Below are 23,785 nucleotides of genomic sequence, written 5' to 3'. Positions count from 1 at the left end.
GCCGGGGGCTGATCACCTGACAATAATAACGACCGCAAGGAGTGGCCCGTGTTACTGAGTTTCCTGTTCTTCCTCGCCCTGTTTGCCGCCGTTGGTATCAGCTCATACCTGCGCAGCCGCGGCACCAAACATGACTATTACCTCGCCAGCAGTGACGTGCCGCCATTCCTGGTGGGGCTTTCCGCCGTGGCCACCAATAACAGCGGCTACATGTTTATCGGTGTGATTGGCTACACCTACGCCACCGGCCTCGCCTCAATCTGGCTGATGGTGGGCTGGATCCTGGGCGACTTTCTCGGCTCCATGTGGGTACACCGCTCCCTGTGCCGCGCCACACGCGAGACCGGCGAGAGCAGCTATGCCGGCGTGATCAGCAAGTGGGGCGGCTCCCGTTTCGCCACCTGGCAGCGCCTTGCCGGAGTGCTGGCGCTGATGTTCCTGCTGGCCTACGCCAGTGCCCAGCTGGTGGCCGGCAGCAAGGCGCTGTACGTGCTGCTGGACCTGCCCATCTGGAGTGGTGCGGTGATCGGCGGGGTGATTGTGGCGGCCTACTGCCTGGCGGGTGGTATCCGTGCCTCGATCTGGACCGACGCCGCGCAGTCGATCGTGATGATCGTGGCCATGGGAATCCTGTTGTACGCCGCCACCCAGTCGGTCGGTGGCCTGGGCGCCGCCTGGGACCAGATGGGGCAGGTCGAGGGGTTCCTGAACTGGTATCCGGAAGATATGTTGCTGCCGGGCCTTGCCGGTGGTGTGGTGTTTGCGATCGGCTGGCTGTTTGCAGGCCTGTCGGTAATCGGCCAGCCCCATGTGATGGTGCGGTTTATGGCGCTGCAGGATGAGAACCGCATGGTGCACGCGCGCTGCTGGTATTACCTGTGGTTCACCGCGTTCTATTTCATGGCTACCGGCGTGGGCATGCTGGCGCGGATCATGCTGAGCGACCCGGGCGGCTTCGACGCCGAGCTGGCGCTGCCGATGATGGCCCAGGAACTGCTGCACCCGGTGTTGGTAGGGCTGATCCTGGCGGGTGTGTTCGCAGCCACCATGTCCACCGCAGATTCCCTGGTACTGAGCTGCTCCGCCGCACTCACCCACGACATCATCCCGCACCGGGTCGAGCGCACCTGGATGCTCAAGGCCGCCACCCTGGCAATCACCGTGGCTGCGGTGGGCTGGGCGCTGCTGAACAAGCAGAGTGTGTTCAGCCTGGTGGTGATGTCCTGGTCGGCGCTGGCCTCGGCATTTGCGCCGCTGTTGATCGTGCTGGCCCTCGGCGGACGGCCGTCGCAGCGCGTGTACATCGTCATGAGTGTGGTGGGCCTGGCCACGGCCCTGCTGTGGCGCTATGGGCTGGGCTGGCACAGCCATATCTACGAGGGCATGCCGGGCATCCTCGCCGGCCTTGCGGTCTACGGCGGCAGCCGCCTGCTGGAGCGGGCACCCCTGGCGAGTGAGGCGCGGGCCTGACCGCAAACCGAAGAGCGATGTCCTGAAAGCCCGGCCTGTGCCGGGCTTTTTCGTTTTTGTGTCCTGCCAATCCGGCGTCCCCATGCGTTCGCCAGTACAACGACGGACACGGTGTCCCCTTACCGCGAGGTTCTGCGAGATAGAGTGCAATCCTGCCAGTCCACAGGGTGCACCGAGGGGGCGTTGGGCAGCGCCCCGGGTTCTTTCCCGTCGTCCTGTATCCCTATGAATACCCTGGCGGTTAGCCGTAGGGGCGGACCTTGTGTCCGCCCATGTATCAGCGGGCACAGGAGGTGCTGGGTGCAGAACCCTGCCGGCAGGCGCATATGCCGCGCACAAAAAAGCCCGGCATGTGCCGGGCTTTCGGGTAATGGATGTAAGCCGTTATCAGATTCAGATACGGATACCTTCCACGTCCAGGATCATCTCCACGGTCTGGGAAGCCGGGCCCAGGTCGTACATGATGCCGAAGTCTTTCAGGGCAAATTCGGTGGTGCCGGTGAAGCCCTGGCGATAGCCGCCCCATGGGTCCTGGCCGCCGCCGACGTGCTCAACGTCGATCACGATCGGCTTGGTCACGCCGTGCAGGGTCAGTTCGCCGCTGAGCTTGCCCTTGCCCTCGCCCACGGGCTCGTAGCTGGTGCTCTTGAAGGTGGCGGTGGGGTATTTTTCCACATGCAGGAAGTCCTCGCCGCGCAGGTGCTTGTCGCGCTCGGCGTGGTTGCTGTCGATGCTGGCCACATCGATTTCCACATTGATGGAGGAGTCAGCGGGTTTCTTTTCGTCGTACTCGAAAGAACCGCTGAACTCATCAAAGCGGCCATAGAGCCAGCTGTAGCCCAGGTGCTTGATGCGGAACTGGATAAAGGCGTGGGCGCCCTTGGTGTCGATCTTGTACTCGGCCGCCTGGGCGGTGGCGCCTATCAGGGCGGCGAACAGGAAAATGGCGATTTTCTTCATTGTCGTTCCTCGGTCTTCAGTGATTGGTGGAGTGGTGATTATTTAGTCAGTTCGGCGGTTTCGTTCATACCTGACTCGTTACGGCGCCCGACCGGCGCTGGATTACCGCGCAGGCCCAGCATACGGCGCAGGGTGGCGTCGCGGTCTACAAAGTGATGCTTGAGGGCGGCCAGGGCATGCAGGGCCACCAGCCCCATCAGGGTCCACGCCAGCACCTCGTGTATTTCCCCGGCCAGGTCTTCCTGGTTGGCCAGTCCCTGCAGGGTGGCGGGAACCTCGAACCAGCCAAATACGCTGATGGCACGGCCATCCGCAGTGGAGATCAGGTAGCCGGAAACCATGATGGCCAGCAGCAGCAGGTAGAGACCGCCGTGCGCCGCCCGTGCCGCCAGCGCCTGCCAGCGCGGTGTGCCCGGCACATCCTGGGGGTGCGGATTCATGGCCTTCCACACCAGGCGCAGCAGCAACAGTGCCAGCAGCAGGATGCCAATGCCCTTATGGATCTCCGGGCCCTGGCGATACCAGGGGTCGTAGTAGGACAGCTGGCGCATCCACCAGCCCAGCGCAAACATGCCGATAATTGCCGGGGCCATCAGCCAGTGCAGGGCGATGGCCATCCAGCCGTATTGCTGTTTGCTGTTCCTGGCCGCCACAGGTCTCCTCCCGTTTTACTGGATTTTCTATGGCGTCGGGCGGTTACCGCTTACGGAACCGCACACCAGCCCTGGATGATGAAGGGAGTGTAAATAAATTGCGACGATGCCTTCCAGCGAAAAAAGGCGGAGTAACCTTTCGATTTATTAGAAATGGCTGCTGGCCGGTGTTTGCGGCACTTAGTGTGGCGTACCGCGGAGCCCCTCGCGCTGGGCGGCGTCCAGGACCCGCTCCAGGTCAGCGCGATCCACGCCGGGTGATCGACGCGCCAGCTGGTCTGCCAGCCAGGCGGTGGAATGGTGGTCGCCATCCAGTGCCAGCTGCTCTAGCTGCCAGATGACCCGCAGCAGCAGTGGGGTTTCCAGCACGTGGGTGCCGGCGGCTTCCTGGCCGGAAAAGAGATGGGGTTCCAGCTGCTCCAGGTCTTCCCGGCGCACCACCAGCTCCGCCAGGGTGGGATACCAGCGGCTGCTGAAGGGTTCGGGCCTGTGGCGACGGTCAAAAGTGATGCGCAGGCGGTCGCCGTTGGCGTCTTCCAGCAGTGGGGTGTCCTGTTCGAATGCGGGCAGTGCTGGGTGGTGGCGCAGGATATCGGCAATTGCGTGCCAGTCGCTGTGGTCTTCCCCGCACAGTCGCAGTGGGGTGTCGAGGGTGGTCACTTCCGGGCGCCCCATATAGGCCACCTGCTGGCCGGGGCGGTACCAGTACAGGTCCAGCTGGTGCTCCTCGGCCAGGTCGGCCAGGTCGGCGCCGCTGAGCGGCTCCTCCGAGAGGGCGCTCAGGTGATCGACGGCCTGCTGCACGCTGAGCCAGCGCTTGCGGTGAAAATTCTTGTGGGTCGGTGTCACCATTTTCTTCTCCGGTTGCTGTGTACCGGTGCGCGAAATCTTGCTGCAGGACAAAGAATTCTAGCAGCTGGGCGGCACATCCTGCCGTAGTAAAAGGCGCCAGAGGGGCCGTTACAGCCAGCCCTTTATCTTGAAATACAGGTAAGGTGCCACCCCGGCGAGGACCATCAGGCCCAGCGCGAAGGGGTAGCCCAGTTCCCAGTCCATCTCCGGCATGAACTCAAAATTCATGCCGTAGATACTGGCCACCATTGTCGGGGGCAGGAACACCACCGCGGCGATAGAGAAAATCTTGATGATCTGGTTCTGTTCGATGTTGATGAAGCCCTGGGTGGAGTCCATCAGGAAGTTGATCTTGTCGAACAGGAAGCTGGTATGGGCGGAGAGCGTGTCGATATCGCGGATGACATCCCGAAACCGCTCCTGCTGATCGCCATCGATCTGTATATGTCGTTGCAGGAAGGTGATGGAGCGGCGTGTATCCATCAGGCACAACAGGACTTTGCCGTTGCTGTCCTCCACCTTGGCCAGCTGGTCGATGGCATCTTCCAGTTCTGCGGACTCATCCTCCAGAACCATGTAGCTGACTTCCCCCAGCTTCAGGTGGATATCCTCCAGCGCGTCAGCCAGGTTTTCCGCCTTCTGCTCGAACACCTCGACGACCAGCTCCTGCGCACTACGGGCCTCCACGCCGCCACGGCGGGCCCGCATACGCAGCAGGCGAAAATCTGCCAGTTCAGTGTCGCGGACAGTAATCAGCCGGTCCGGCTGCAGGATGAAGGCCACGGTGGACGTGTCGTGGCGACCCTCGCTCTGGGTGAGGAACAGCGAGTGAATGTGCACGCCCGCGGCGTCGATAAAGTAGCGCGCCGAGGCCTCGATTTCCTCCACATCCTCTGATTCCGGCAGTTCAGTCCGCAGCAGTTCCTCCAGCAGCTCCCGCTCCTGTTCTTCCGGCTCCTGGATATCAATCCAGACAGCCTCGGCCAACTGCTTCGGTTCCGGCGGGGTGGCAGCCGCTGCTTCGCTGATTCTGCCGCGCCTGATATCGAAAAGTCTCAGCATTGCCTTGTCCGTGTGGCGATCGGGTTGGAACCATAGTAAAGCAGACTGTCGGGGGGAGCTAACCGCAAGCTGGATACGGTAAGGGCACGGTCTGGAGCCGTGCCCGGTAGCGTCTGTGGTGAGGTTCAGAGCAATTGGGGAAGTTGTGAGCGTATTTCCTCTGGTGCGCAATGGACCACGTTTTTGCCTGACTCACCGGCGATGGTAGCCCGTGTCGGTGGGTCCAGTTCATCGCGCAGGTTCCCTACCATTTGCGGCTCGGCAATGATGTAGAGTTTCTCATAGCGCCCCTCCTGGCGACCCCGCTCGAGCGCATGGGCCAGCTCCTTTGCGAACCTGCTGCCCGCCCGGTTATGAAGCTCGCGCGGGTTACCCATCCCATGACGCCCTTCGCCCCCGCTGTCGAATGACCGCCCGGGGCCGTCTGAGTAAAGTTCAGTGCCCTTCATGCGTGCTTCCGGGTAGATCATGCCTTCTACTTCGTGGAGGTTCCCCGTGGCATTGGTTGCCTCAAAAAGTCGGGCGTGGGACTGGTTTGCTACGAGCACCCAGGAAATGGCCATGGCAAGTTCCTCGCTAACAGTGTCTTATGCCATTTTAGTTGAACGCGGCGCCATCCAGCTGGGAATAAAAGTATATTCGGAGCGCTCTTTAGACCTCCCCGGCATAGAAGATCCATGTTTTTGGCCTGCAGGAAAGGCCATCCTGTCCCGCTGTTGCTCACGCTGCCGATCAGTTCCTGCAGCCCTACCAATCAATGCCGCTCTCCCTACAATTCGGGCGCAGGGGAGCCTTGCCGGGGTTTTTCCCCGGGAGCGGGTTTCCACCTACCGGCGCAAGTTTGCGGAGGAACTGTTTATGAGCTTGATACCGAGGGGATCACTACTGGATCTCGACAATATATTTGACCAGTGGATGTCTACGGGACGCGCTGGCGGCGAGGGGAAGGAAGGCTTCTTTTCTCCCCGAATCGATATCAGGGAAACCGAGGATAGTTATGAAATCAGTGCAGAAGTGCCCGGGGTGAACAAGGATGATATCAGCGTCACGCTGGAAAATGGCGTGCTCACCATCGAGGCGGAAGTGCACCAGGAAGACAAGGAGGAAAAAGAGGGGCGCGTGATCCGCCAGGAGCGACGCTACGGTAAGTACATGCGCAGTTTCAACCTGGGCACGGATATCAGTGAAGAGGAAATTGATGCGAGTTTCAAGGACGGGGTGCTGACGCTTACGGCGCCCAAGCGCAAGGAGCCCGAGCCCCGTCACCACCGGATTGAAATTCACTAAAGCAAGCGCCGCCCCGCGGCGCTGACTAATCCTGCATATTAACCAGGGGCTGTCGTCCGGTTGTCAATCGGGGGGCGCCCGGGGAGGAGGTTCCCATGAACGTAAAAGAGGCAATGCACGAGGGTGTCACCTGGTGTTCACCGGATACCCCGCTATCAGAAGTGGCAAAAATTCTCCGCGACGAGGATATTGGTGCTGTTCCCATCGGCGAGAATGATCACCTCATTGGTATGGTCACCGACCGGGATATCACGTGCCGGGGCGTGGTGGAGGGTAGCGAGCTTTCCTCGATGACTGCCCGTGACGTGATGACGGAGGGTATCGAGTGGTGCTGGGAAGACGATGATATGCACGAAGCCCTCCACAAAATGGAGTCACTGCAGCTACGCCGGATGCCGGTGATGAACAGCGAGAAGCGTTTGGTCGGCATCCTGAGCCTGGGGGACATTTCCCACTCCCTGGCGCAGAATGAAATCGGTGAGTTTGCAGCGAGCGTATCCGCCCATCACGGCTAGGAGCGCCTGGAACCACATTGCCGGAGCGGCGCTATATGGCCCCAGGATGGATTTAGGGCCGATGAGCGCTCGACTCCGGTGGATTGCATTTAGCGGAGATAGATCGATACCTGCCCCGGCCGGCGAATGTCGCCACCGGGGCGTGTTTTATCCGCTTTTGCCAGCCTTGTGCCCAGTACCGCAACCCGGCCGCCCGGGGCATCGGCTTGGCAGTCGCCGGCTGGCGGGTATAATGCGCGCCGCTTCCGACCGGCTACCCGGCCGGGCGGAATAAATGAGGGACCCTATAAGATGAATGAACAGCAGCTCCGCCAGCGCAGTGGCGAAAAATGTGAGCTATGCGGTGATGGCAGCGAGCTGGGCGTATACAGCGTGCCGCACTCCGAGGGGCGCAGCGACACCGAAATCCTTGTCTGTGGCCGCTGCCGGTCACAGCTGGAGGGGGAGCAGCCCCTCGACAGTGATCACTGGCGCTGCCTGGGCGACAGTATGTGGAGCCAGGTGCCGGCGGTGCAGGTGCAGGCCTGGCGATTGCTGAAGCGGCTCAGCGGCGAAACCTGGGCCCAGGACCTGCTGGATATGCTTTACCTCGATGACGACCTGCGCCACTGGGCCGAGGCGGGCGCTACTGTGGCCGAAAGCGAGCGGGTGGTACAGCGTGACTGTAATGGCGTCGAGCTGCGGGCCGGGGATACGGTCACTGTCATCAAGGACCTGGATGTAAAAGGCACCAGCATTGTTGCCAAGCGCGGCACGGCAGTGCGCGGCATCAGCCTGACCGATAACCCGGAGCAGATCGAGGGGCGCGTCAATGGCCAGCGTATTGTCATCCTGACCAGGTTTGTCAAAAAGACCGGCTAGTGCTCGCGGCTGGATTGTCCGGGGCGGTGATGGGCCTCCTCCAGCACTACCTGCCCCCGGTACATTTTTTTCCGCTGCTGCCGCCGGGGTTGGGACGCATCGTGCAGGGATAGTTCGTCACCATAGATCATGGCGTAAATGTCCCGGTTTTCCTGCAGGATTGGCTGGCCGCGATACAGGCGGGGGGCCGGTTCATCGCCAGTACTAAAAGGCGCGCCGCGCAGTTTTTCCAGTTGCGCAATCATATGCCGCGTGTCCCCGTCCACGGTCTTGTGCTTTGCCCGGGCGAGGTGCTGCTCAAAAGCATATTCTGAGAAGCGGAGGCTGATATCGAATTCCGCCTGCAGCCGTTTGCGCAACTTGCGCAGCAGCGTGAGCGCCTCTGCGCTCATCAACCAGTGATGATTGTCCATAGAGGCTGTCCCTTTGGTTGCTGTTGAATATAGTGCGTTCACCCTGAGCTGGAGCAAGTTTCAGGCCAGCATCTGCGCCGTTGCAGCAGTTACAGGAGACTGTGGCCGCTCGCGAACTGATGCGCCCGGCACCCGCACGCTTCAGTACCTGCAGCGACGCTGTGGGTTTATCCAATGGCTCCCTGGAGTGCACCACTGTGGCACAGGCAGCCTGGCGAAGGCGTTAAGTTGTGCACGCATCATTAGTGATTGAATTTACTTCGCCACCGGCACAGTGGTTGCAAGCCCGGGGAGGGCTGTGCCACCGGGTCGGTAAGCGAGAAAAGGACCCCCAGAAGAATCGATGAAACCGAATTACGAAATTCGCAGTGGCGCCCTGGCGGGATTCAACCAGCTGGTGCCCCATCTTGGCGGCGATCCGTCCGTGCTGTTGGCCCGGGTGGGCCTGCCGGAAGACTGTATGCGGCGCCCGGACCTGCTGGTGCCGATTGCCACCCTGTGCCGGTTGCTGAATATCTGCGCGGAAGAGTTGCAGTGCCGGGACTTCGGTGTACGGCTGGCTGCCATGCAGGGGATGCGGATGCTCGGGGCGCTGGGCCAGCTGCTCGATAATGTCGACCTGGAAACCGCACTGTCGGTGACCCAGCGCTATATGGCATTACACAACCAGGCGGAGCACTGGCGTATGCGGGTCGAGGGGGAGCAGCTGATTGCCGAGCGCTACGACCACTTCGAGGGACCCATCGATGCGCGCCAGTACCGGGAGCTCTCCATGGCGGCCTGCTACCGCCTGATGCTGGACCTTGCCGGCAAGGACGTGCGTCCCCGCATGGTGACCTTCCGCCAGCAGCCCGTGGCCGACCCGCAACGGCTCCGGGACTTCTTCCACACGGAGGTATTTTTCGGCCAGGAGCACGACTGCCTGGTGTTTGATGCCGCTATTGCCCGCCGCCCGGTGTGCCCCCCCAGTGGCAGCCTGCTACGGTATTTCCAGGAGTTCACGAGCCAGCTGCTGGCGGAACACCAGGAAAGTGTGGCGGCACAGGTGGAGACGCTGATTCTGCAGACCCTTGGCGCGCAGCGCCACAGCCTGGCCCAGGTGGCCGGCCTGATGGGGATGCCGGCCCGGACCCTGCAGCGGCGGCTCAGTGCCGAGGGCACTTCCTTCAAGCAGCTGGTGCAGGATGCGCGCATGCAGACCGCCCGCTGGCACCTGCGCTCTTCCAGTATCGACATCAACCTGCTGTCTGCCACGCTGGGTTACACCGATATCAGTGCCTTCTCCAAGGCATTTCGCGCCATTCACGGCAAGTCACCGTTACAGTGGCGCAAGCAGCAGCGCGAGTCGGGTTGAATCTGTCGCTCCAGAACCTCAACCATTGCCGGAATGGCGCGCCAAGTCACACGCAGCAAGGGCACAAACGCTTATCGTTATTACCCCGGCAATGAGATATTGTCGGGGTAATGCTGCACATGGATGTGCAGCCGCCGAGCGTAGCGCGGGCGCAAGCCCCTGAAATACAAGAAGATCCACGCATCTTCGCCAGTATTTCATGGGCGCCAAACAAATATTTCAGGACGAAATATTTGTTTGCCAGAATAATAGCTACCCTACCGGTGCGGCAGGTTCCCGCACCGGGGCACCAACTGATAATCACTGCAGGAGCACTCATGAGCGCAGAGCCGATCCAATGCAAGGCCGCCGTGGCCTGGAAGGCGGGGGAGCCGCTTTCCATCGAGACCGTCGAAGTGATGCCGCCGCAAAAGGGCGAGGTCCGCATCAAGCTGGTAGCTACGGGTGTCTGTCATACCGATGCCTTCACGCTTTCCGGCGAGGACCCGGAGGGGAATTTCCCCGCGATTCTCGGTCATGAAGGCGGCGGTATCGTCGAGTCCGTTGGTGAGGGGGTGACCAGTGTGGCGGTCGGGGATCATGTAATCCCGCTCTACACACCGGAATGCGGCGAATGCAAGTTCTGTAAGTCGGGCAAGACCAACCTGTGCCAGAAGATCCGTGATACCCAGGGCAAGGGGCTGATGCCCGATGGTACCTCGCGCTTTTATGTCGACGGAAAGCCCATCTACCACTACATGGGCACGTCCACTTTTTCCGAGTACACGGTACTGCCGGAAATTGCCCTGGCGAAGGTGAACCCGGAAGCGCCGCTGGAGGAAGTCTGCCTGCTGGGCTGTGGGGTTACCACGGGCATGGGGGCAGTGATGAACACAGCGAAGGTGGAAAAGGGCGCAAGCGTGGCCATCTTCGGCCTGGGCGGCATTGGCCTGTCGGCGGTGATTGGCGCACGTATGGCTGGGGCCGGGCGTATTATCGGTATCGATATCAATACGTCAAAGTTCGATCTGGCGAAAAAGCTCGGGGCCACCGAGTGCATCAACCCGAAAGACTACGACAAGCCCATCCAGGAAGTGATCGTCGAACTTACCGATGGCGGTGTCGACTATTCGTTCGAATGTATCGGCAACGTGGATGTAATGCGCTCGGCGCTGGAGTGCTGCCACAAGGGCTGGGGAGAATCAGTGATTATCGGTGTGGCCGGTGCCGGACAGGAAATCTGCACGCGGCCATTCCAGCTGGTGACCGGCCGAGTCTGGCGCGGGACCGCCTTCGGTGGTGTGAAGGGGCGCTCTGAACTGCCGGATTATGTGGAGCGCTACCTGGCCGGGGAATTCCCGCTGCAGGACTTTATTACCCACACCATGCCGCTGGAAAAAATCAATGAGGCTTTTGACCTGATGCATGAGGGCAAGAGCATCCGCAGCGTCATTCATTTTGAACAGTAACGGGGGCTTCGGTGATGACTCTGGAACGAATCAGCAGCACAAAAGTATTCGATGGCAGGCAAGAACGGTATCGGCATCACTCAGAGACGCTGGACTGTGAAATGCACTTTGCCATCTTCCTGCCGCCACTTGCCGAGCGGATGGAGAAAGCCCAGCGATTTCCGGTTCTGTATTGGCTGTCGGGCCTTACCTGCACGGATGAGAATTTCAGCCAGAAAGCGGGCGCACAGCGTATGGCCGCGGAATTGGGTATTGCACTGGTGATCCCGGATACCAGCCCGCGGGGAGACGCGGTGGCGGACGATGAGGGCTATGACCTGGGTCAGGGGGCAGGTTTCTACCTCAACGCCACGCAGGATCCATGGAAGCGCCATTACCGTATGTATGATTATGTGCTGGAGGAATTGCCGGCGCTGGTGGAGGGCAATTTCCCGCTAACCGGCCGCCGCGCGATCGCCGGGCACTCTATGGGTGGCCACGGCGCCCTGGTACTGGCGCTGCGCAACCCGGGGCGTTTTACCTCGGTCTCGGCGTTCAGCCCGATCAGCAACCCCATCTCCTGTCCCTGGGGCGAAAAAGCGTTCAGTGCCTACCTGGGAGGGGACCGCAGTAGCTGGGAGGAGTACGATGCCACGGTTCTGGTCAGCCGGGCGACAGAGCACCTGCCAATGCTGGTTTCCCAGGGGGAAGACGATGAGTTCCTCGAGACCCAGCTCAAGCCGGACGCCCTGGAGGCCGCTGCAGAGGCGGCGGGGTACCCGGTGAGGATTGACCATCACGCAGGCTACGACCACAGCTACTACTTTATCGCCAGTTTTATCGAGCAACACCTGCGCTTTCATGCGGATTACCTGCTGAAGCCGGACGGATAACCGGCTAGCCTTCCCGCTCGATATGCTCATGGACGGGCCGGCAGTGCCCGCTCCGGTAGGACAGGATTGTGTACGGATCGGTCACGACGGGGCCCGGGCGAAATGGGTGCTATCCTTCGCAAAGCGTGCGGGTAAACTGTTCACGAGACGTCGATGCCTGCCGGGTGGTGTATGGCAGGTCGCCAGGCAGTGCCCGTTCAATTCGCCACCATGGAGCAAGGTCTGATGGCTGCAAGCTACACGTTCAGCTGCGATTGCGGAGCCGTTGAATTTACCGTCGAGGGAGCCCCCAAGGTGCGGGGCTTCTGCCACTGCGCCGATTGCCGCAACTTCCTCAAGGTTCCCTACCACTCGGTGGATGTGTGGGAGAAGGACCAACTGACGGTGAATAAGGGCGAGGACAAACTGGCTGAGTTCCAGCACCCGGAGAAAAAGATGAAACGATTCTTCTGTTCCGAGTGCGGGGATACCCTGTTCAACAGCAACAGTGCCGACTGGCGGGTGGTATCCCAACTGCTGGTGCGCCGCAACAATGACGGAGAGCTGCCCGAGGCCCTGGCGCCCCAGAGTCACTTTTACTACGGCGAGCGCATCGTCGATATCGACGACGACCTGCCCAAAAAAGAATAGTGGGGCGCGCTCACCTGTCACCGGGATTCCCGCACAACCCGCCAGCCCGTACTATCCTGGTGGCGTTTTAGCTTTCGGAGCCCCAGGGGGCGGGGGGCAGTTCGACTTCCTCGCCCAGGTCAAACTCGACCCGGAATTTTCGGCCAGTCGGGCGCGTCAGCTCGTAGGCGAACATTTCGCCCGGGTGAACTTCCATGGCCCAGGTGTTTGTGACCGAGGCATCGAGCCCCTCCCGCTGGAACATGGCGATGGATTCGGCATCCACGGGGAATTCCTGGCGGGTGGCAGTACCTGCACCAGCACTGTCACCACCGTACATGGTGACGGCATCGGCGCTGCCATCCTCGTGGCGATGGTCGTGCTTCAGGCGCAGGCCGCTCTCGGTGCGGGTGAGGATCCAGGTGCGCGAGTGGTCATCGCCCACATGGAAAGGAATGCGCAATTCCTTCCGTGGGGTATCACAGCCGCGTACGTGCATCACCAGAGCCTTGTTGGCAAACGGGTCCGCCTGGTCGGTTGCGGGTTCATTGGCAACGATGCGGCCGGCAAACGCCTTGCCGCAGTATTCGGCGATGCTGGACAGGAACTTGTCCGCGGGCTGCGCAGTCGCCTGCTGCTGTTTATCCGGTGTACAGGCCGAGAGGATCAACAGGGAGCCGGCGATTGCGCCAACAAGTGTTTTCCGGGGGAGCATTTTTATTTTTCCTTTTGCCGTTGTCGTTGTCGTTGCCGGGTGGCTCGGTCAGTCGGTGCTGCTTTCTCCGCTTTCGTCGATGATCTGCTGCAACTGTTGCTCGAATGTGGCGACTTCCTGGGCGCCGCTGATGGCGTACTGGCGATTGAATACGAATAGCGGTACACCCTGCACGCCCTGGCCGGCAATCAGCTGTTCCAGTTCGCGGACCTGGTCGGCATAAGCCTGCTCCTCCAGGACCTGGCGTGCCCGATCCCTGTCCAGCCCCACTTCCCCGGCGGCCTGGACCAGGACTTCGGTATCGCCAACATTCCTGCGCTCGCCGAAAAAATCCTCGAACAGGCGTATGCTGAGTTCATTCTGCTTGCCCTGTTCGGCAGCCCAGTGCAGCAGTTGGTGCGCATTGAAGGTGTTGTACATGCGCATGTCGTCGCTGTAGTTGAAGGTGAAGCCCACGTCTGCACCCAGGTCGGTGAGTCGCTGGCGTGCCTCGATGCTCTCCTGAGGGGTGGTGCCGTATTTCTCTGCCAGGTGCTCGCGCAGGTTCTGGCCTTCGCCTGGCATTTGCGGGTTGAGCTCGAATGGCAGCCACGAAATGGTGGGCTCGATACTGTATTCGAACCGCTCCAGGGCCTGGAGCAGGCGGTAGTAGCCAATGACACACCAGGGGCAGACAACGTCGGAAACTATCTCAATATGTACGGGCAGCTTCTTCATGGGACCTTCAGTTTCTGTGGCGGGGTGTTGGCCCCGCGTATGTCTATTGTTTCATTGTAGTTGGGGGGCATGAGCGGAAATTCAATGGCCGGGCGGGCATCCAGTGGGCTGCACGAACTGTCACATCAGGCCCGCTAGCGGAGGCTTGCCTGGACAACCAGCAATAGGCCGGAGCCCAACAGCAGTCCGCGGCAGCAGAGCATAAACATCCGGTCCTGGATGCGTCCCTGGATATGCCTGCCCAGCCAGGTGCCCAGCAGGGCCACCGGCAGGAGGGCCAGTGATGCCAGGAAGACGTCCGCTCCCCACTCCCCGGTTAGCAGGTAGGGGATCACCTTGATGAGGTTCATAATGCCGAAGAAGATGCCAGCCGTGGCCAGCCATGTCAGCTTCGGTAACTGGCGGGCGATCAGGTAGATATTGACGGGCGGGCCGCCGGCGTGGATCAGTGTACTGGTGAGGCCACTGATTCCCCCCCATAGCCACGCGGCGCCCCTCATGCCGCCGAGTACCGGGGCGAGCCGTTGCCACAGGGCAAAGACGATGGAGATTATGCCAAGGGTCAGCTTGAGGGCCTGCTCGGGCATACTGCCCAGCATCAGGCCGCCAGCGACAATGCCCAGTAGCGCGGCGGGTACCACGGCGCGCAGTTCGGGCCAGCTCGCATGGTGGCGGTAGTACTGGATGGTTTTTACATCCATGACCAGCAGTAGTGGCAGCACCAGGAACACCGCCTGGGGAATGGGCATTACCAGTGCCAGCAGTGGTACTGCCACTACCCCGGCTCCTCCCGCAAAACCGGACTTGGATATTCCGGTCAGCACAACCCCGATGAGGGCCAGCAGCCAGAACAGGGGGTTGCCTGCCAGGGCCTCCATCAACGCCTCTGTTGTCGATTGGCGGGGAGGTCGAACCACAGGGCCTCGATACCGCTTTCCCCGGCGGAGACTTGTCGCTCCCGCCCGATATTCATCCCCAGGCCATCACCGGCCCTTAACTCGATATCGCCGGCACCGGCGCTGCCGCCAATGACGTGCAGGTAGCCGCAGCGCTCGCCTGTGGCGAGCGGTACTGCCTCTCCCGGCTCCAGTCGCAGGCGATAGAGACTGGCATCCTGGTGTATGTGCAGGCTTCCATCGCGCCCGTCAGGAGTCACCAGCGCTGTCAGGGGACCCTGCTGGGGAATGTTCGCTTGTTCGTAGCCCGGTTCAATACCGGTGACTGCGGGTTCGATCCAGATCTGCAGGAAGCGCAGGCTTTCGGTGGGCGATGCGTTGAACTCGGAGTGTTGGATACCGGTGCCCGCCGACATGCGCTGCACTTCCCCGGCCGGCAGCAGGAAGCTGTTGCCCAGGCTGTCGCGGTGCTCAATCGCGCCCTCGAGCACGTAGGATATAATTTCCATATCCCGGTGCCCGTGGGCACCGAAGCCCCGGCCGCCCCTGACCCGGTCATCATTGATTACGCGCAGGACGGAAAATCCCATATGGCGTGGATCGAAATAACTGCCGAAGGAAAATGAGTGGCGGCTATCCAGCCAGCCGAAATTAGCCTGCCCGCGCTCATCCGCTCTTCTCAGGTAGTCCATCGTCTACCTCCTGCCGTAGCCCAATAACAGCGCAATCATAAGCGGCGGGCAGCCGCGGTTAAATCGCATAATTCCTGCAGGTTTGCTGGATTAAATCGAATGGTCTGCTGTACTTGCGGGAGCTGCGTTGATCTTGGTGCTTGCCCTGAGCGTAGGTCGAAAGACGTTTTCCAACAACAGAAGGAGGCATATCCCATGGCGGATCGAAAGGTGCTATTTGTCCTGACCGGTCATGAAAAGCTGGGGGATACCGGGGATAAGACCGGTTTCCACCTGTCAGAGGCGGCACAGCCCTGGAAGGTCCTGCGGGAGGCCGGCTTTCAGGTGGACTTTGCTACCCCGGAGGGAGGTGAGGCCCCGATTGATCCCGGCAGCCTGGATCTCGACGATCCTGTCAATCGCGAATTTACTGAGAGCGAGGACGTGAATGCCAAGCTCAGGCCCACCCCGGCGCTCGGGGACCTGGACCTGGGCAGTTATGACGCGCTCTATTTCCCCGGGGGCCACGGCACCATGTGGGATCTCCCGGATCATACTGGAGTGCAGGCCGCCATCCGCGATATGTACGAAGCCGGCAAGGTGGTGGGCGCCGTCTGTCACGGGCCGGCTGCATTCGTGAATGTGAAACTCTCCAATGGCGAATGGCTGGTGGACGGCAAGACCCTGTCGGCTTTCACCGATGAGGAGGAGAGGGCGGTGGAAAAGGACGGGATTGTGCCCTTCCTGCTGGCGTCAAAGCTGAAAGAGCGCGGGGCGAAGCACGAGAAGGCGGACAACTTTGACAAGTCAGTTTCTGTCGACGACCGCCTGGTAACCGGGCAAAACCCCGCATCGGCCCGGGGGGTCGGTGAGGCGATTCGCGACCTGTTGCAGTGAAGCGCTGCCGATTGTGTGCCCGGGCGTAAGCCCGGGTGCTGCACTGGCTCCGGCTTGGCTGGCCGGGGCCGGCCCTATCTCCCTTTCCCTCTTAGACCTGTGTGCCGCATACGGGCTGTTCCCTGAAGCGGATGGCGCAGGCTCTCTATCCTGCTTTCGAACATGGTTGGTATTGCGGCAATCCCGGTAATCCATTCCCTGATTTCCATTGATCTCAAATCAATAAGCTGCCTATTTTTCGTTCAGTACCGGTCAGTCTTTAGAGTTCAAGGTAGTTTTGTTGTCTAGTTATTGATCAAGCAATAATCTTTTTGTGATGCACATTTGTCTTTCCTCCACGAATTTGCAAAAATTCGCCGCAAATAAAGGCAATTTGCAGATCGTGATCGCGGTTGCTCCCCTGTCTTATGCTCCATGAAGGGCTCTCAGGCCACTTCAGTGTCGGGGCAGAATTCCAAAAATAATTACATCACTAAATTTTTCAGCGGGATGGAATCGGTTGGTGTCCGTGGGATACCGGCAGTGCGCCTGTAACTGTTGCCTGTGGCCGCGTGGCGGCCTCCGGGAATGCCCCTTATTTGGGGGGCAGCGGTTTTCAATGATTGAAATCAACCTCAGGAAAGCAAGGAGAACTTTGTGTTCGAGAAAAATAAACTGCATAGCGCAGTGATCGCCGCCTCAGCGGCGCTGCTGGGCAGTGCGGCCGTCGAGGCAGCACCCAGGCAGATCGAGGAAGTCACAGTGACTGCCACCAAGCGCGCGTCCAGCGCGCAGGATATTCCGGTGACCGTCCAGGCGCTGGGCGAGCAGAACCTGGAAAACCTCAACGTCACCAACTTCGATGACTATATCCGCCATATGCCCAATGTGACCTCTGGCGGTCGCGGGCCGGGCCAGTCATCCATCTATATTCGTGGTATGGCCACCGACACCATCGCCACCCAGCTCTCCCAGGCCAATGGCACCGCGCCGAATGTTGCCCTGTATGTGGACGAGGCACCGGTCAGTGTCGGCGGCCGCAACCTGGATGTCTACGTCACCGATATCGAGCGGGTGGAAGTTCTGAAGGGGCCGCAGGGCACCCTGTTCGGTGCCAGCTCCCAGGCAGGTACCGTGCGCCTGATCACCAACAAGCCGGTCATCGACGAGTTCGAGCTGGGCATCGAGGCGGGCCTCGCCACCACCAAGGACGGCGAGATGTCCGACACACTCGAGTCGGTAATAAACCTGCCACTGGTGGATGGCAAGCTGGCTGCCCGTGTTGCCGCTTACCAGTCCAATGAAGGTGGCTACATCGATAATGTGGCCGGCACTTACACCCCGGACCCGGAAGTAAACCCCGCCTGGGCAGGCCTGCCGGTGGAAAGCGCCACCAACGAAGACCTGGTGGAAGAGGACTTCAACGATGCCAGCTACCGCGGTGCGCGGATCGGGGTTAAATACCTGATCAACGACAACTGGGAAGCGCTGGTACAGCACACGCACCAGGACCTGGATGCCGATGGTGTTTTCGACCACGACCCGGAAGACGTGGGCGACCTGGAAGTGCAGCGCTACTTTGAGGATTCCCTCGAGGACAGCTTCGATCTCACCAGCTGGACCCTGGAAGGGCGCCTGGCAGCACTCGATGTGGTCTACACCGGTGCCTACCTGGATCGCGAAGTCGAGCAGTCCATGGACTACACCGGCTACAACGATGTCGGTGGTTACGTGGCCTATTACACCTGCGACTATGTCGACAGCTGCTACGACCCCACCAAGGGTTACGTGGGCCTGGTGGAGAACACCCGCACCAGCCATGAGTTGCGCTTCTCCACCCCGGAAGACTATGCCCTGCGCCTGACCGCCGGCGCCTTCTACGAAGACGTGGAGATCCTTGACCGCGGCAACTTTGTCTACAACTCCATCGTTGACCTGGGCTTCCCCCAGAACTATCCGCGCGGCTGGTCCCCGGATACAACCGACCCGAACAAGGCTACCGTCATTGACCCCAGTGCGCGTCCCGCGGGTGTAGCCTTCTTCAACGATATTACCCGCACGGAAGAGCAGCTGGCGTTCTTCGGTGAGCTGTCCTACGACCTGACCGACCAGCTCACCGCAACCGTAGGCGTGCGCCAGTACGATATCGATGTGGAACTGCTGGGTTCCGCCAACTCCTCGTTCGGTAACTCGCCGCTGTTCAGTGAGGGTGTCGACCTGGACCAGTTCGGTGACAACCTGGATTCCAAGTGGGCCGAGGCCGGCGTGGAAACACCGCTCAACGAGAGCGACGTGATTACCAAGTTCACCCTGAGCTACACACCGAACAGCGATGTACTGCTGTACGCTACCTATTCCGAAGGCTTCCGTCCGCCCGCATTCAACCGCGGTGGTGGCAACGGCAACGAGACCACCACGGTGCCGTACACTGTGACCACCGATACCGTGGACAACTACGAAGCCGGCTGGAAGACCAGCCTCTCGGATTACAGCCTGCAGTTCAACGGCAGCATCTACCAGGTGGACTGGTCCAATATCCAGACCTCGGTCTTCGACCCGAGCGTCTACTTCCTGTTCTACCTGGATAATGCCCTGGATGCGCAGATCCGCGGTATCGAGGCGGACGTAACCTGGCTGCCCACGGACAACCTGCAGATTATCGGTGCGCTCTCCTACAATGACACCGAGATCACCAAGGTTCCCGCCAGTGCCGTGAACGTGGCACCGGAAGGCAGCGAGCTGGCCCTGTCCCCGCCCCTGCAGATGAACCTGCGCGCGCGTTACGACTGGACCGTGTCCGGTTTCGATGCCTATTGGCAGGTGGGCGCGCAGTACAGTGATGAGGCCTGGAGCTCCATCGTGGTACAGCCCAACGACCGCTTCCGCCAGGACGCCTACACCACGGTAGACGCCTCTGTCGGCATGCGCGAGATGAACTGGGGTGCCGAGCTGTATGCGGAGAACCTCACTGATGAGCGTGCGGAGCTGTTTATCAATACGCTGGATAACTCCAAGCGCATCACCACCAACCGTCCGCTTACCATGGGCGTGCGGCTGACCTATGACTTCTGATCCCTGATCGGTAAGTCATGACCGGGCTGCCCCTTCCGCGAGCGGGAGGGGCAGCCCTGGTGGACAGCGGATTCGTTTTTGCCTTTGGGGAGAGAAGCGAATCCGTTGCCCATCCGGGCCCAGGATCCACTGACCGCCAACGTTGAGAATTATCCGTGTCCACAGATAGCCAGGCAGCTGATCAACAACCTTCCTCCCACGGCGGGGCCGACCAGGCAGCCCTCCGGGAAGTTCGTGGCGCCTTGAAACAGCGCGAGTTTACCCGGGCGAAGACCCTGGCGGAAAAGCTTGTGGAAGAATATCCGCAGGATAGCGAGGCCCTGTATATGCTGGCCGCAAGCCAGCGCTACCTGGGCGAACATCGACAGGCACTGGAAACCCTAGAGCAGCTGTTGGCAGTGGATGGCCGCAATGCCCGCGCATACCAGGAGCGTGGGCACAACTTCAGCCAGCTGGAAGATAACACCGCCACGATCACTGCATACCGGCATGCGGTGGAGCTGAACCCGGCACTGCACGCCAGCTGGAAGGGCCTGGCGCTGGGCCTGCGCCAGGCCGGGGAAGTCGCTGAGGCGGAACACGCGCTGCGTCAGTTCCAGCACCTGCAGAAACTGCCGCCGGAGTTGGCGAGCGCAGCGAGCCTGTTATACGAGCGCAGGCTGTACAAGGCCGAGCAGATCTGCCGCGGCTTTCTCCAGCGCCATCGTCACCACCCGGAGGCCATGCGCCTGTTGGCATTGGTGGGAGCGGAACTGGGCATCCTGGATGATGCCGATTTCCTGCTGGAAAGCTGCCTGGAGCTCTACCCGGACTTCCATCAGGCCCGCTTTGACTATATCGGGATACTGCGCAAGCGACAGAAATTTGCCGCGGCGCTGGCGCAGGCAAAAAAATTGCGTGAGGCCCAGGGTGGTCGCCAGGCGGATATCCTGTTCGCTACCCAGAGCGCCATGGTGGGGGATTACGATACCGCACTCGGGGTCTACGACGAGATCGCCAGGGCAGAGCCGCAGTTGGCCAATATACACCTGCAGCGTGGCCATACCCTGAAGACCATTGGTCGCGCGGAGGAGGCCAACGAGGCCTATCAGGCAGCCTACCGGGCGCGCGAGGACTTTGGCGATGCTTACTGGAGTCTCGCCAATATGAAGACCTATCGCTTTTCCGACGATGAAATCGAGGCCATGCAGCGCCTGCAGTCGCGACCCGACACCGCGCTGGAGGACCGCTACCATCTCTGTTTTGCGCTGGGTAAAGCCCTGGAGGATCGTAAGCAGTTCGCCGACGCGTTCGATTTCTACGAGCAGGGCAACGCATTGAAGCGGCAGGAGTCCCGCTATAGCATCGAGCAGAACCGCCGCGACACGGAACTGCAGATCGAGCACTGTACGCCGGCGTTATTTGCGCGCAACGCCGACAAAGGCTTTCCCGCGCCCGACCCGATATTCATCGTGGGCCTGCCCCGTGCTGGTTCAACGCTGATCGAGCAGATACTCTCTTCCCACTCAGAGGTCGACGGCACTCTCGAACTACACAATGTGATGGCGGCGGCACGACGGCTGGATGGTCGCCGTAGAGCCAGTGAGGTGCCTCGCTACCCGGCGGTGTTGCACGACCTGGATCCGGGGCAACTGCGAGAGCTGGGCGAGCGCTACATAGAGGAGACGCGGATACATCGAGAAGCCGCCCCCCTGTTTATCGACAAAATGCCCAACAACTTTCGCCATATTGGCCTGATCAAGTTGATGCTTCCGAATGCAAAGATTATCGATGCGCGTCGTCACCCAATGGCGTGTTGCTTCAGTGGCTTCAAGCAGCTTTTCGCCGAGGGACAGGAGTTTACCTACGGCCTGGAGACTGTAGGGGAGTATTACCGCGACTACGTGCGCCTGATGGATCACTGGGACCGGGTGCTGCCGGGACAGGTGTTGCGCGTACATTACGAAGCTGTTGTCGATGACCTGGAGGGAGAAGTGCGGCGTATACTGGGATTCTGCGGAATTCCCTTTGAGGAAGCCTGTATCGAATTCCATACGACCCAGCGTGCTGTTCGCACACCAAGTGCGGAACAGGTGCGCCAGCCAATTTACCGCGGCAGTACTGAACAGTGGCGAAACTTCGAGACCGAACTGTCCCCACTGAAGGCGATACTCGCTGATGAAATAGCGCAGTATCCGCATAATTGAATCTTTTGCTTGCCCGTTCGGCGTTGGATCGTGGCGTAGTCTGACTTGAATGGATAGCTGGCGAGTGGGTAACCCGCCTTGCGGGTTACCGGGGCTGGAGTCGCCATGGCTTTCCTGCGATGGCGACTCGCGTGAGTTGTTAGCAGTCAGTATCCTCTGCGTCGGCGCCTTCCTTCACTTCCTCGCAGGCATCCTCCACCGCATTGCCAACATCCTCGACTTTCTCGTCGATCGTTTCACCAACTTCCTCGGCATCGGTATCGCGGTCGCACCCGGCAATGCCAACGCTCAATAAAGTGGCGAAGAAAACCAGTGCCAGTTTCCTGATGATAACCATATTCTCACTCCTAGATTGGTGAACCAGTTTATGTCAGTCAGGCTCTGACAGGTTGCAGGGCCGTTTAGTTCCCGACATTCCCAACGGTTCCGGTTACCGCCGGATAGCCCTTTCCGGAAAAGATGGCGCCCAGTGAATCCCCGCAGGGGGTTGAAAGTGAGCCAGGTAACCCTCAGTACAAAAACAGCAGAATCAATTTCGTTAATCCGTGTTCAAAAAGAGCCTGGGTGTATTGGCCAGGAACCAGGAGCTGGTCGGGCTGTCCCGGATGGGTAGCTGCCCAAGTCGGATTCAATCATTTTTCAGGCAGGGGGGAATATCTTTCCAGATCGTCTCAGTGTGAGGGTGATGGCTGTGCTGCTTGTGCAGCTGCTCCTGTTGTCACCGCTTGTCCTGTCGGAGGAAAGCCAGCCTCGACCCGAAGGGCCCGCTGGTGGAGAGACTGCTGCTGGCATGCCGCCTGAATCGGCTGTTTCGGTCGCGCCGGACTCCAACGGTGGCGAGGGTCGCTTGTCCCCGGTGCAGATCGACCGGCTGGTTGAGCTGCTGGAGGATCCCGGGCAACGCAAGCAATTCCTGGGCAACCTGAAGCGGCTGCAGCAGGCCAGCGAGACTTCTCCGGGTGGGGGTGCGCTCAAGATCAGTGATGCCCTTGCGGTCGACGATGTCGCCACCGAGATAGTCCGGGATTATTCGTCATTCCTGAATGGGATTGGTCTCTCTGCGAATCAGGCAGGGAAGCTTCTGCTACTGGCCATTGCCTCGCTAATTCTGTTTATCGGTGTCGCCATCAATAACCGTGTGGCCTCTTTTGTTGACGGAAAGTTACGGCCCGGGCGCCGGCGGCTGGGAATTGCGCGGACACGCTTTTCGGTATTGTTCCAGTTGCAGCGCTGGCTTGGTTACTCTATGGCGGTGATCCTGTTTGGCTATACCGGGGTGGAACTGTTTGGCGGCGTCCTGGGTGAGCTTATTTCCAGGGAGGCGTTGCGCAACCTGGCCCAGGTGACTCTGTCTCTGTTTCTTGTACTCGCCGTGTTCTGTGCACTGTGGGAGACAATCAACGGCGTGATCGAGCACTACTTCGGTGAGCGGATGCTGTCAGCCAACGCCCGGGTGCGAACGCTCGTGCCGTTGATCCGGAACCTGCTCCTGTTTGTACTGACGGTGATGACCGGGTTGGTGTTGCTGTCGGAGTTTGATATCGATGTCATGCCGTTGTTGGCGGGTGCTGGTGTATTCGGTATTGCAATCGGTTTCGGGGCCCAGACCCTGGTCAAGGACTTCCTTACCGGTTTTACGATTCTGCTCGAGGATCTTTTGCAGGTGGAAGATATCGTGACTGTGGGCGGCCGTACCGGTGAGGTCACCAATATTTCGTTGCGAAAAATCGAACTGAGGGCGCTGGATGGTACTGTACACACCATCCCTTTCAGCGAAATTTCCGTGGTCGACAACCTGACCAAGCACTACAGCTATTACATGCTCGAAATTGGTGTGGCCTATCGCGAAGATACCGATGAGGTCATTGATTGCCTGCTCGCAGTGGATAAGGAGCTGCGGCAGAGCGATGAGTTTGGTCCATTGATCCTCGAGCCGCTCGAAGTCCTGGGAGTCGATGCATTCACGGACAGTGCAGTCGTGATCAAGGCCCGCACCAAGACGCGGGCGCACGAGAAGTGGCGTGTTGGGAGGGAGTTTAACCGCCGCATCAAGCAAAAGTTCGACCGTGAGAGGATTGAGATTCCCTTTCCCCACCAGACGGTTTACTTCGGTGAAGACAAGTCCGGCCAGGCGCCGCCTGCGAAGGTTGAGCTGCGAGAGCGGGTCGGGCGCGATAAGCCGGTTGGTGTCATGGAGAAGGCCGGGAATGGTTGACGGGCAGGCCGGAATCTGTGGTGTGCGATGCGGAGCCTTGAGGGGACGCCTGGCCCGGGATGTCGAGGCTCCCCTCGCGGA

General features: G+C 60.3%; 23 protein-coding genes. 12 read left to right on the top strand and 11 right to left on the bottom strand.

Annotated elements, in window-relative coordinates; genetic code table 11:
• The first annotated feature begins 48 nt into the window (after positions 1 to 48).
• Positions 49 to 1,470 (top strand): sodium/proline symporter, encoded by a 1,422-nt coding sequence (locus LVE68_RS07025; RefSeq protein WP_233006312.1) that lies wholly within the window; start codon positions 49 to 51, stop codon positions 1,468 to 1,470.
• A 393-nt stretch (positions 1,471 to 1,863) separates the two neighbouring features.
• Here LVE68_RS07025 and LVE68_RS07020 read toward each other — a convergent pair whose 3' ends face one another.
• The 5 genes from LVE68_RS07020 to LVE68_RS07000 all read right to left on the bottom strand — a co-directional run bounded on the left by LVE68_RS07020 (position 1,864) and on the right by LVE68_RS07000 (position 5,560).
• Positions 1,864 to 2,430: a YceI family protein gene (locus tag LVE68_RS07020; RefSeq protein WP_233006311.1), complete on the bottom strand. Its 567-nt coding sequence runs from the start codon at positions 2,428 to 2,430 to the stop codon at positions 1,864 to 1,866.
• 38 nt (positions 2,431 to 2,468) lie between these two features.
• Positions 2,469 to 3,083, bottom strand: a complete 615-nt coding sequence (locus LVE68_RS07015) for a cytochrome b (protein WP_233006310.1) — start codon at positions 3,081 to 3,083, stop codon at positions 2,469 to 2,471.
• 180 nt (positions 3,084 to 3,263) lie between these two features.
• The gene (locus LVE68_RS07010; protein WP_233006309.1) at positions 3,264 to 3,935 is read right to left on the bottom strand and encodes a hypothetical protein; all 672 of its coding nucleotides are present in this window, start codon (positions 3,933 to 3,935) and stop codon (positions 3,264 to 3,266) included.
• 108 nt (positions 3,936 to 4,043) lie between these two features.
• Positions 4,044 to 4,997 carry a magnesium/cobalt transporter CorA gene (corA, locus tag LVE68_RS07005; RefSeq protein ID WP_233006308.1) on the bottom strand — a complete coding sequence of 318 codons (954 nt, stop codon included), beginning with the start codon at positions 4,995 to 4,997 and terminating at the stop codon, positions 4,044 to 4,046.
• 125 nt (positions 4,998 to 5,122) lie between these two features.
• Positions 5,123 to 5,560 (bottom strand): host attachment protein, encoded by a 438-nt coding sequence (locus LVE68_RS07000; RefSeq protein WP_233006307.1) that lies wholly within the window; start codon positions 5,558 to 5,560, stop codon positions 5,123 to 5,125.
• 295 nt (positions 5,561 to 5,855) lie between these two features.
• Here LVE68_RS07000 and LVE68_RS06995 point away from each other — a divergent pair, with 295 nt between their 5' ends.
• The 3 genes from LVE68_RS06995 to LVE68_RS06985 all read left to right on the top strand — a co-directional run bounded on the left by LVE68_RS06995 (position 5,856) and on the right by LVE68_RS06985 (position 7,660).
• A complete protein-coding gene (locus tag LVE68_RS06995) occupies positions 5,856 to 6,284 on the top strand; it encodes an Hsp20/alpha crystallin family protein (RefSeq protein ID WP_233006306.1) in 429 nt (142 codons plus the stop codon).
• 95 nt (positions 6,285 to 6,379) lie between these two features.
• Entirely contained in the window at positions 6,380 to 6,799 is a 420-nt protein-coding gene (locus tag LVE68_RS06990) for a CBS domain-containing protein (RefSeq protein ID WP_233006305.1), read from the top strand.
• A 291-nt stretch (positions 6,800 to 7,090) separates the two neighbouring features.
• Positions 7,091 to 7,660 carry a PhnA domain-containing protein gene (locus LVE68_RS06985; protein WP_233006304.1) on the top strand — a complete coding sequence of 190 codons (570 nt, stop codon included), beginning with the start codon at positions 7,091 to 7,093 and terminating at the stop codon, positions 7,658 to 7,660.
• On the opposite strand, the gene LVE68_RS06980 is transcribed toward LVE68_RS06985, so the two are convergent.
• Positions 7,657 to 8,073, bottom strand: a complete 417-nt coding sequence (locus tag LVE68_RS06980; protein WP_233006303.1) for a hypothetical protein — start codon at positions 8,071 to 8,073, stop codon at positions 7,657 to 7,659. The genes LVE68_RS06985 and LVE68_RS06980 overlap by 4 nt on opposite strands.
• A 343-nt stretch (positions 8,074 to 8,416) precedes the next feature.
• On the opposite strand from LVE68_RS06980, the gene LVE68_RS06975 reads away from it, so the two are divergent.
• The 4 genes from LVE68_RS06975 (at position 8,417) to LVE68_RS06960 (ending at position 12,377) form a co-directional block, all read left to right on the top strand.
• Positions 8,417 to 9,427, top strand: a complete 1,011-nt coding sequence (locus tag LVE68_RS06975; RefSeq protein ID WP_233006302.1) for an AraC family transcriptional regulator — start codon at positions 8,417 to 8,419, stop codon at positions 9,425 to 9,427.
• Positions 9,428 to 9,744: 317 nt separating this feature from the next.
• Complete coding sequence (locus tag LVE68_RS06970) at positions 9,745 to 10,875, top strand: S-(hydroxymethyl)glutathione dehydrogenase/class III alcohol dehydrogenase (RefSeq protein WP_233006301.1); 1,131 nt, start codon at positions 9,745 to 9,747, stop codon at positions 10,873 to 10,875.
• 14 nt (positions 10,876 to 10,889) lie between these two features.
• On the top strand, positions 10,890 to 11,747 hold the full coding sequence (gene fghA / locus LVE68_RS06965; protein ID WP_233006300.1) for an S-formylglutathione hydrolase: 858 nt from the start codon (positions 10,890 to 10,892) through the stop codon (positions 11,745 to 11,747).
• 225 nt (positions 11,748 to 11,972) lie between these two features.
• Entirely contained in the window at positions 11,973 to 12,377 is a 405-nt protein-coding gene (locus tag LVE68_RS06960) for a GFA family protein (RefSeq protein ID WP_233006299.1), read from the top strand.
• Between the two features lie 67 nt (positions 12,378 to 12,444).
• Here the strand turns inward: LVE68_RS06960 and LVE68_RS06955 are convergent, their stop codons facing one another.
• From LVE68_RS06955 to LVE68_RS06940, 4 genes are all read right to left on the bottom strand, one after another.
• Positions 12,445 to 13,071 (bottom strand): hypothetical protein, encoded by a 627-nt coding sequence (locus LVE68_RS06955; protein ID WP_233006298.1) that lies wholly within the window; start codon positions 13,069 to 13,071, stop codon positions 12,445 to 12,447.
• A gap of 48 nt (positions 13,072 to 13,119) precedes the next feature.
• Positions 13,120 to 13,788 carry a DsbA family oxidoreductase gene (locus LVE68_RS06950; RefSeq protein WP_233006297.1) on the bottom strand — a complete coding sequence of 223 codons (669 nt, stop codon included), beginning with the start codon at positions 13,786 to 13,788 and terminating at the stop codon, positions 13,120 to 13,122.
• Positions 13,789 to 13,922: 134 nt separating this feature from the next.
• Positions 13,923 to 14,666 carry a sulfite exporter TauE/SafE family protein gene (locus LVE68_RS06945; RefSeq protein WP_233006296.1) on the bottom strand — a complete coding sequence of 248 codons (744 nt, stop codon included), beginning with the start codon at positions 14,664 to 14,666 and terminating at the stop codon, positions 13,923 to 13,925.
• On the bottom strand, positions 14,666 to 15,376 hold the full coding sequence (locus tag LVE68_RS06940; RefSeq protein WP_233006295.1) for a pirin family protein: 711 nt from the start codon (positions 15,374 to 15,376) through the stop codon (positions 14,666 to 14,668). The genes LVE68_RS06945 and LVE68_RS06940 overlap by 1 nt, the downstream gene beginning before the upstream one ends.
• 195 nt (positions 15,377 to 15,571) lie before the next feature.
• Here LVE68_RS06940 and LVE68_RS06935 point away from each other — a divergent pair, with 195 nt between their 5' ends.
• The 3 genes from LVE68_RS06935 to LVE68_RS06925 all read left to right on the top strand — a co-directional run bounded on the left by LVE68_RS06935 (position 15,572) and on the right by LVE68_RS06925 (position 21,489).
• Complete coding sequence (locus LVE68_RS06935) at positions 15,572 to 16,252, top strand: type 1 glutamine amidotransferase domain-containing protein (protein WP_233006294.1); 681 nt, start codon at positions 15,572 to 15,574, stop codon at positions 16,250 to 16,252.
• Positions 16,253 to 16,888: 636 nt separating this feature from the next.
• Positions 16,889 to 19,303 (top strand): TonB-dependent receptor, encoded by a 2,415-nt coding sequence (locus LVE68_RS06930; RefSeq protein ID WP_233006293.1) that lies wholly within the window; start codon positions 16,889 to 16,891, stop codon positions 19,301 to 19,303.
• A gap of 155 nt (positions 19,304 to 19,458) precedes the next feature.
• Positions 19,459 to 21,489 (top strand): tetratricopeptide repeat-containing sulfotransferase family protein, encoded by a 2,031-nt coding sequence (locus LVE68_RS06925; RefSeq protein ID WP_233006292.1) that lies wholly within the window; start codon positions 19,459 to 19,461, stop codon positions 21,487 to 21,489.
• Between the two features lie 139 nt (positions 21,490 to 21,628).
• Here LVE68_RS06925 and LVE68_RS06920 read toward each other — a convergent pair whose 3' ends face one another.
• On the bottom strand, positions 21,629 to 21,826 hold the full coding sequence (locus tag LVE68_RS06920; RefSeq protein WP_233006291.1) for a hypothetical protein: 198 nt from the start codon (positions 21,824 to 21,826) through the stop codon (positions 21,629 to 21,631).
• Between the two features lie 453 nt (positions 21,827 to 22,279).
• Here LVE68_RS06920 and LVE68_RS06915 point away from each other — a divergent pair, with 453 nt between their 5' ends.
• Positions 22,280 to 23,704, top strand: coding sequence for a mechanosensitive ion channel family protein (locus LVE68_RS06915; protein ID WP_233006290.1), 1,425 nt, complete (start codon positions 22,280 to 22,282; stop codon positions 23,702 to 23,704).
• Positions 23,705 to 23,785 lie beyond the last annotated feature (81 nt).

Origin of the sequence: Microbulbifer sp. YPW16 (assembly GCF_021290385.1) — a bacterium.
Lineage (GTDB): Bacteria > Pseudomonadota > Gammaproteobacteria > Pseudomonadales > Cellvibrionaceae > Microbulbifer > Microbulbifer zhoushanensis.
This window is presented reverse-complemented; position numbering and strand designations above follow the sequence as displayed.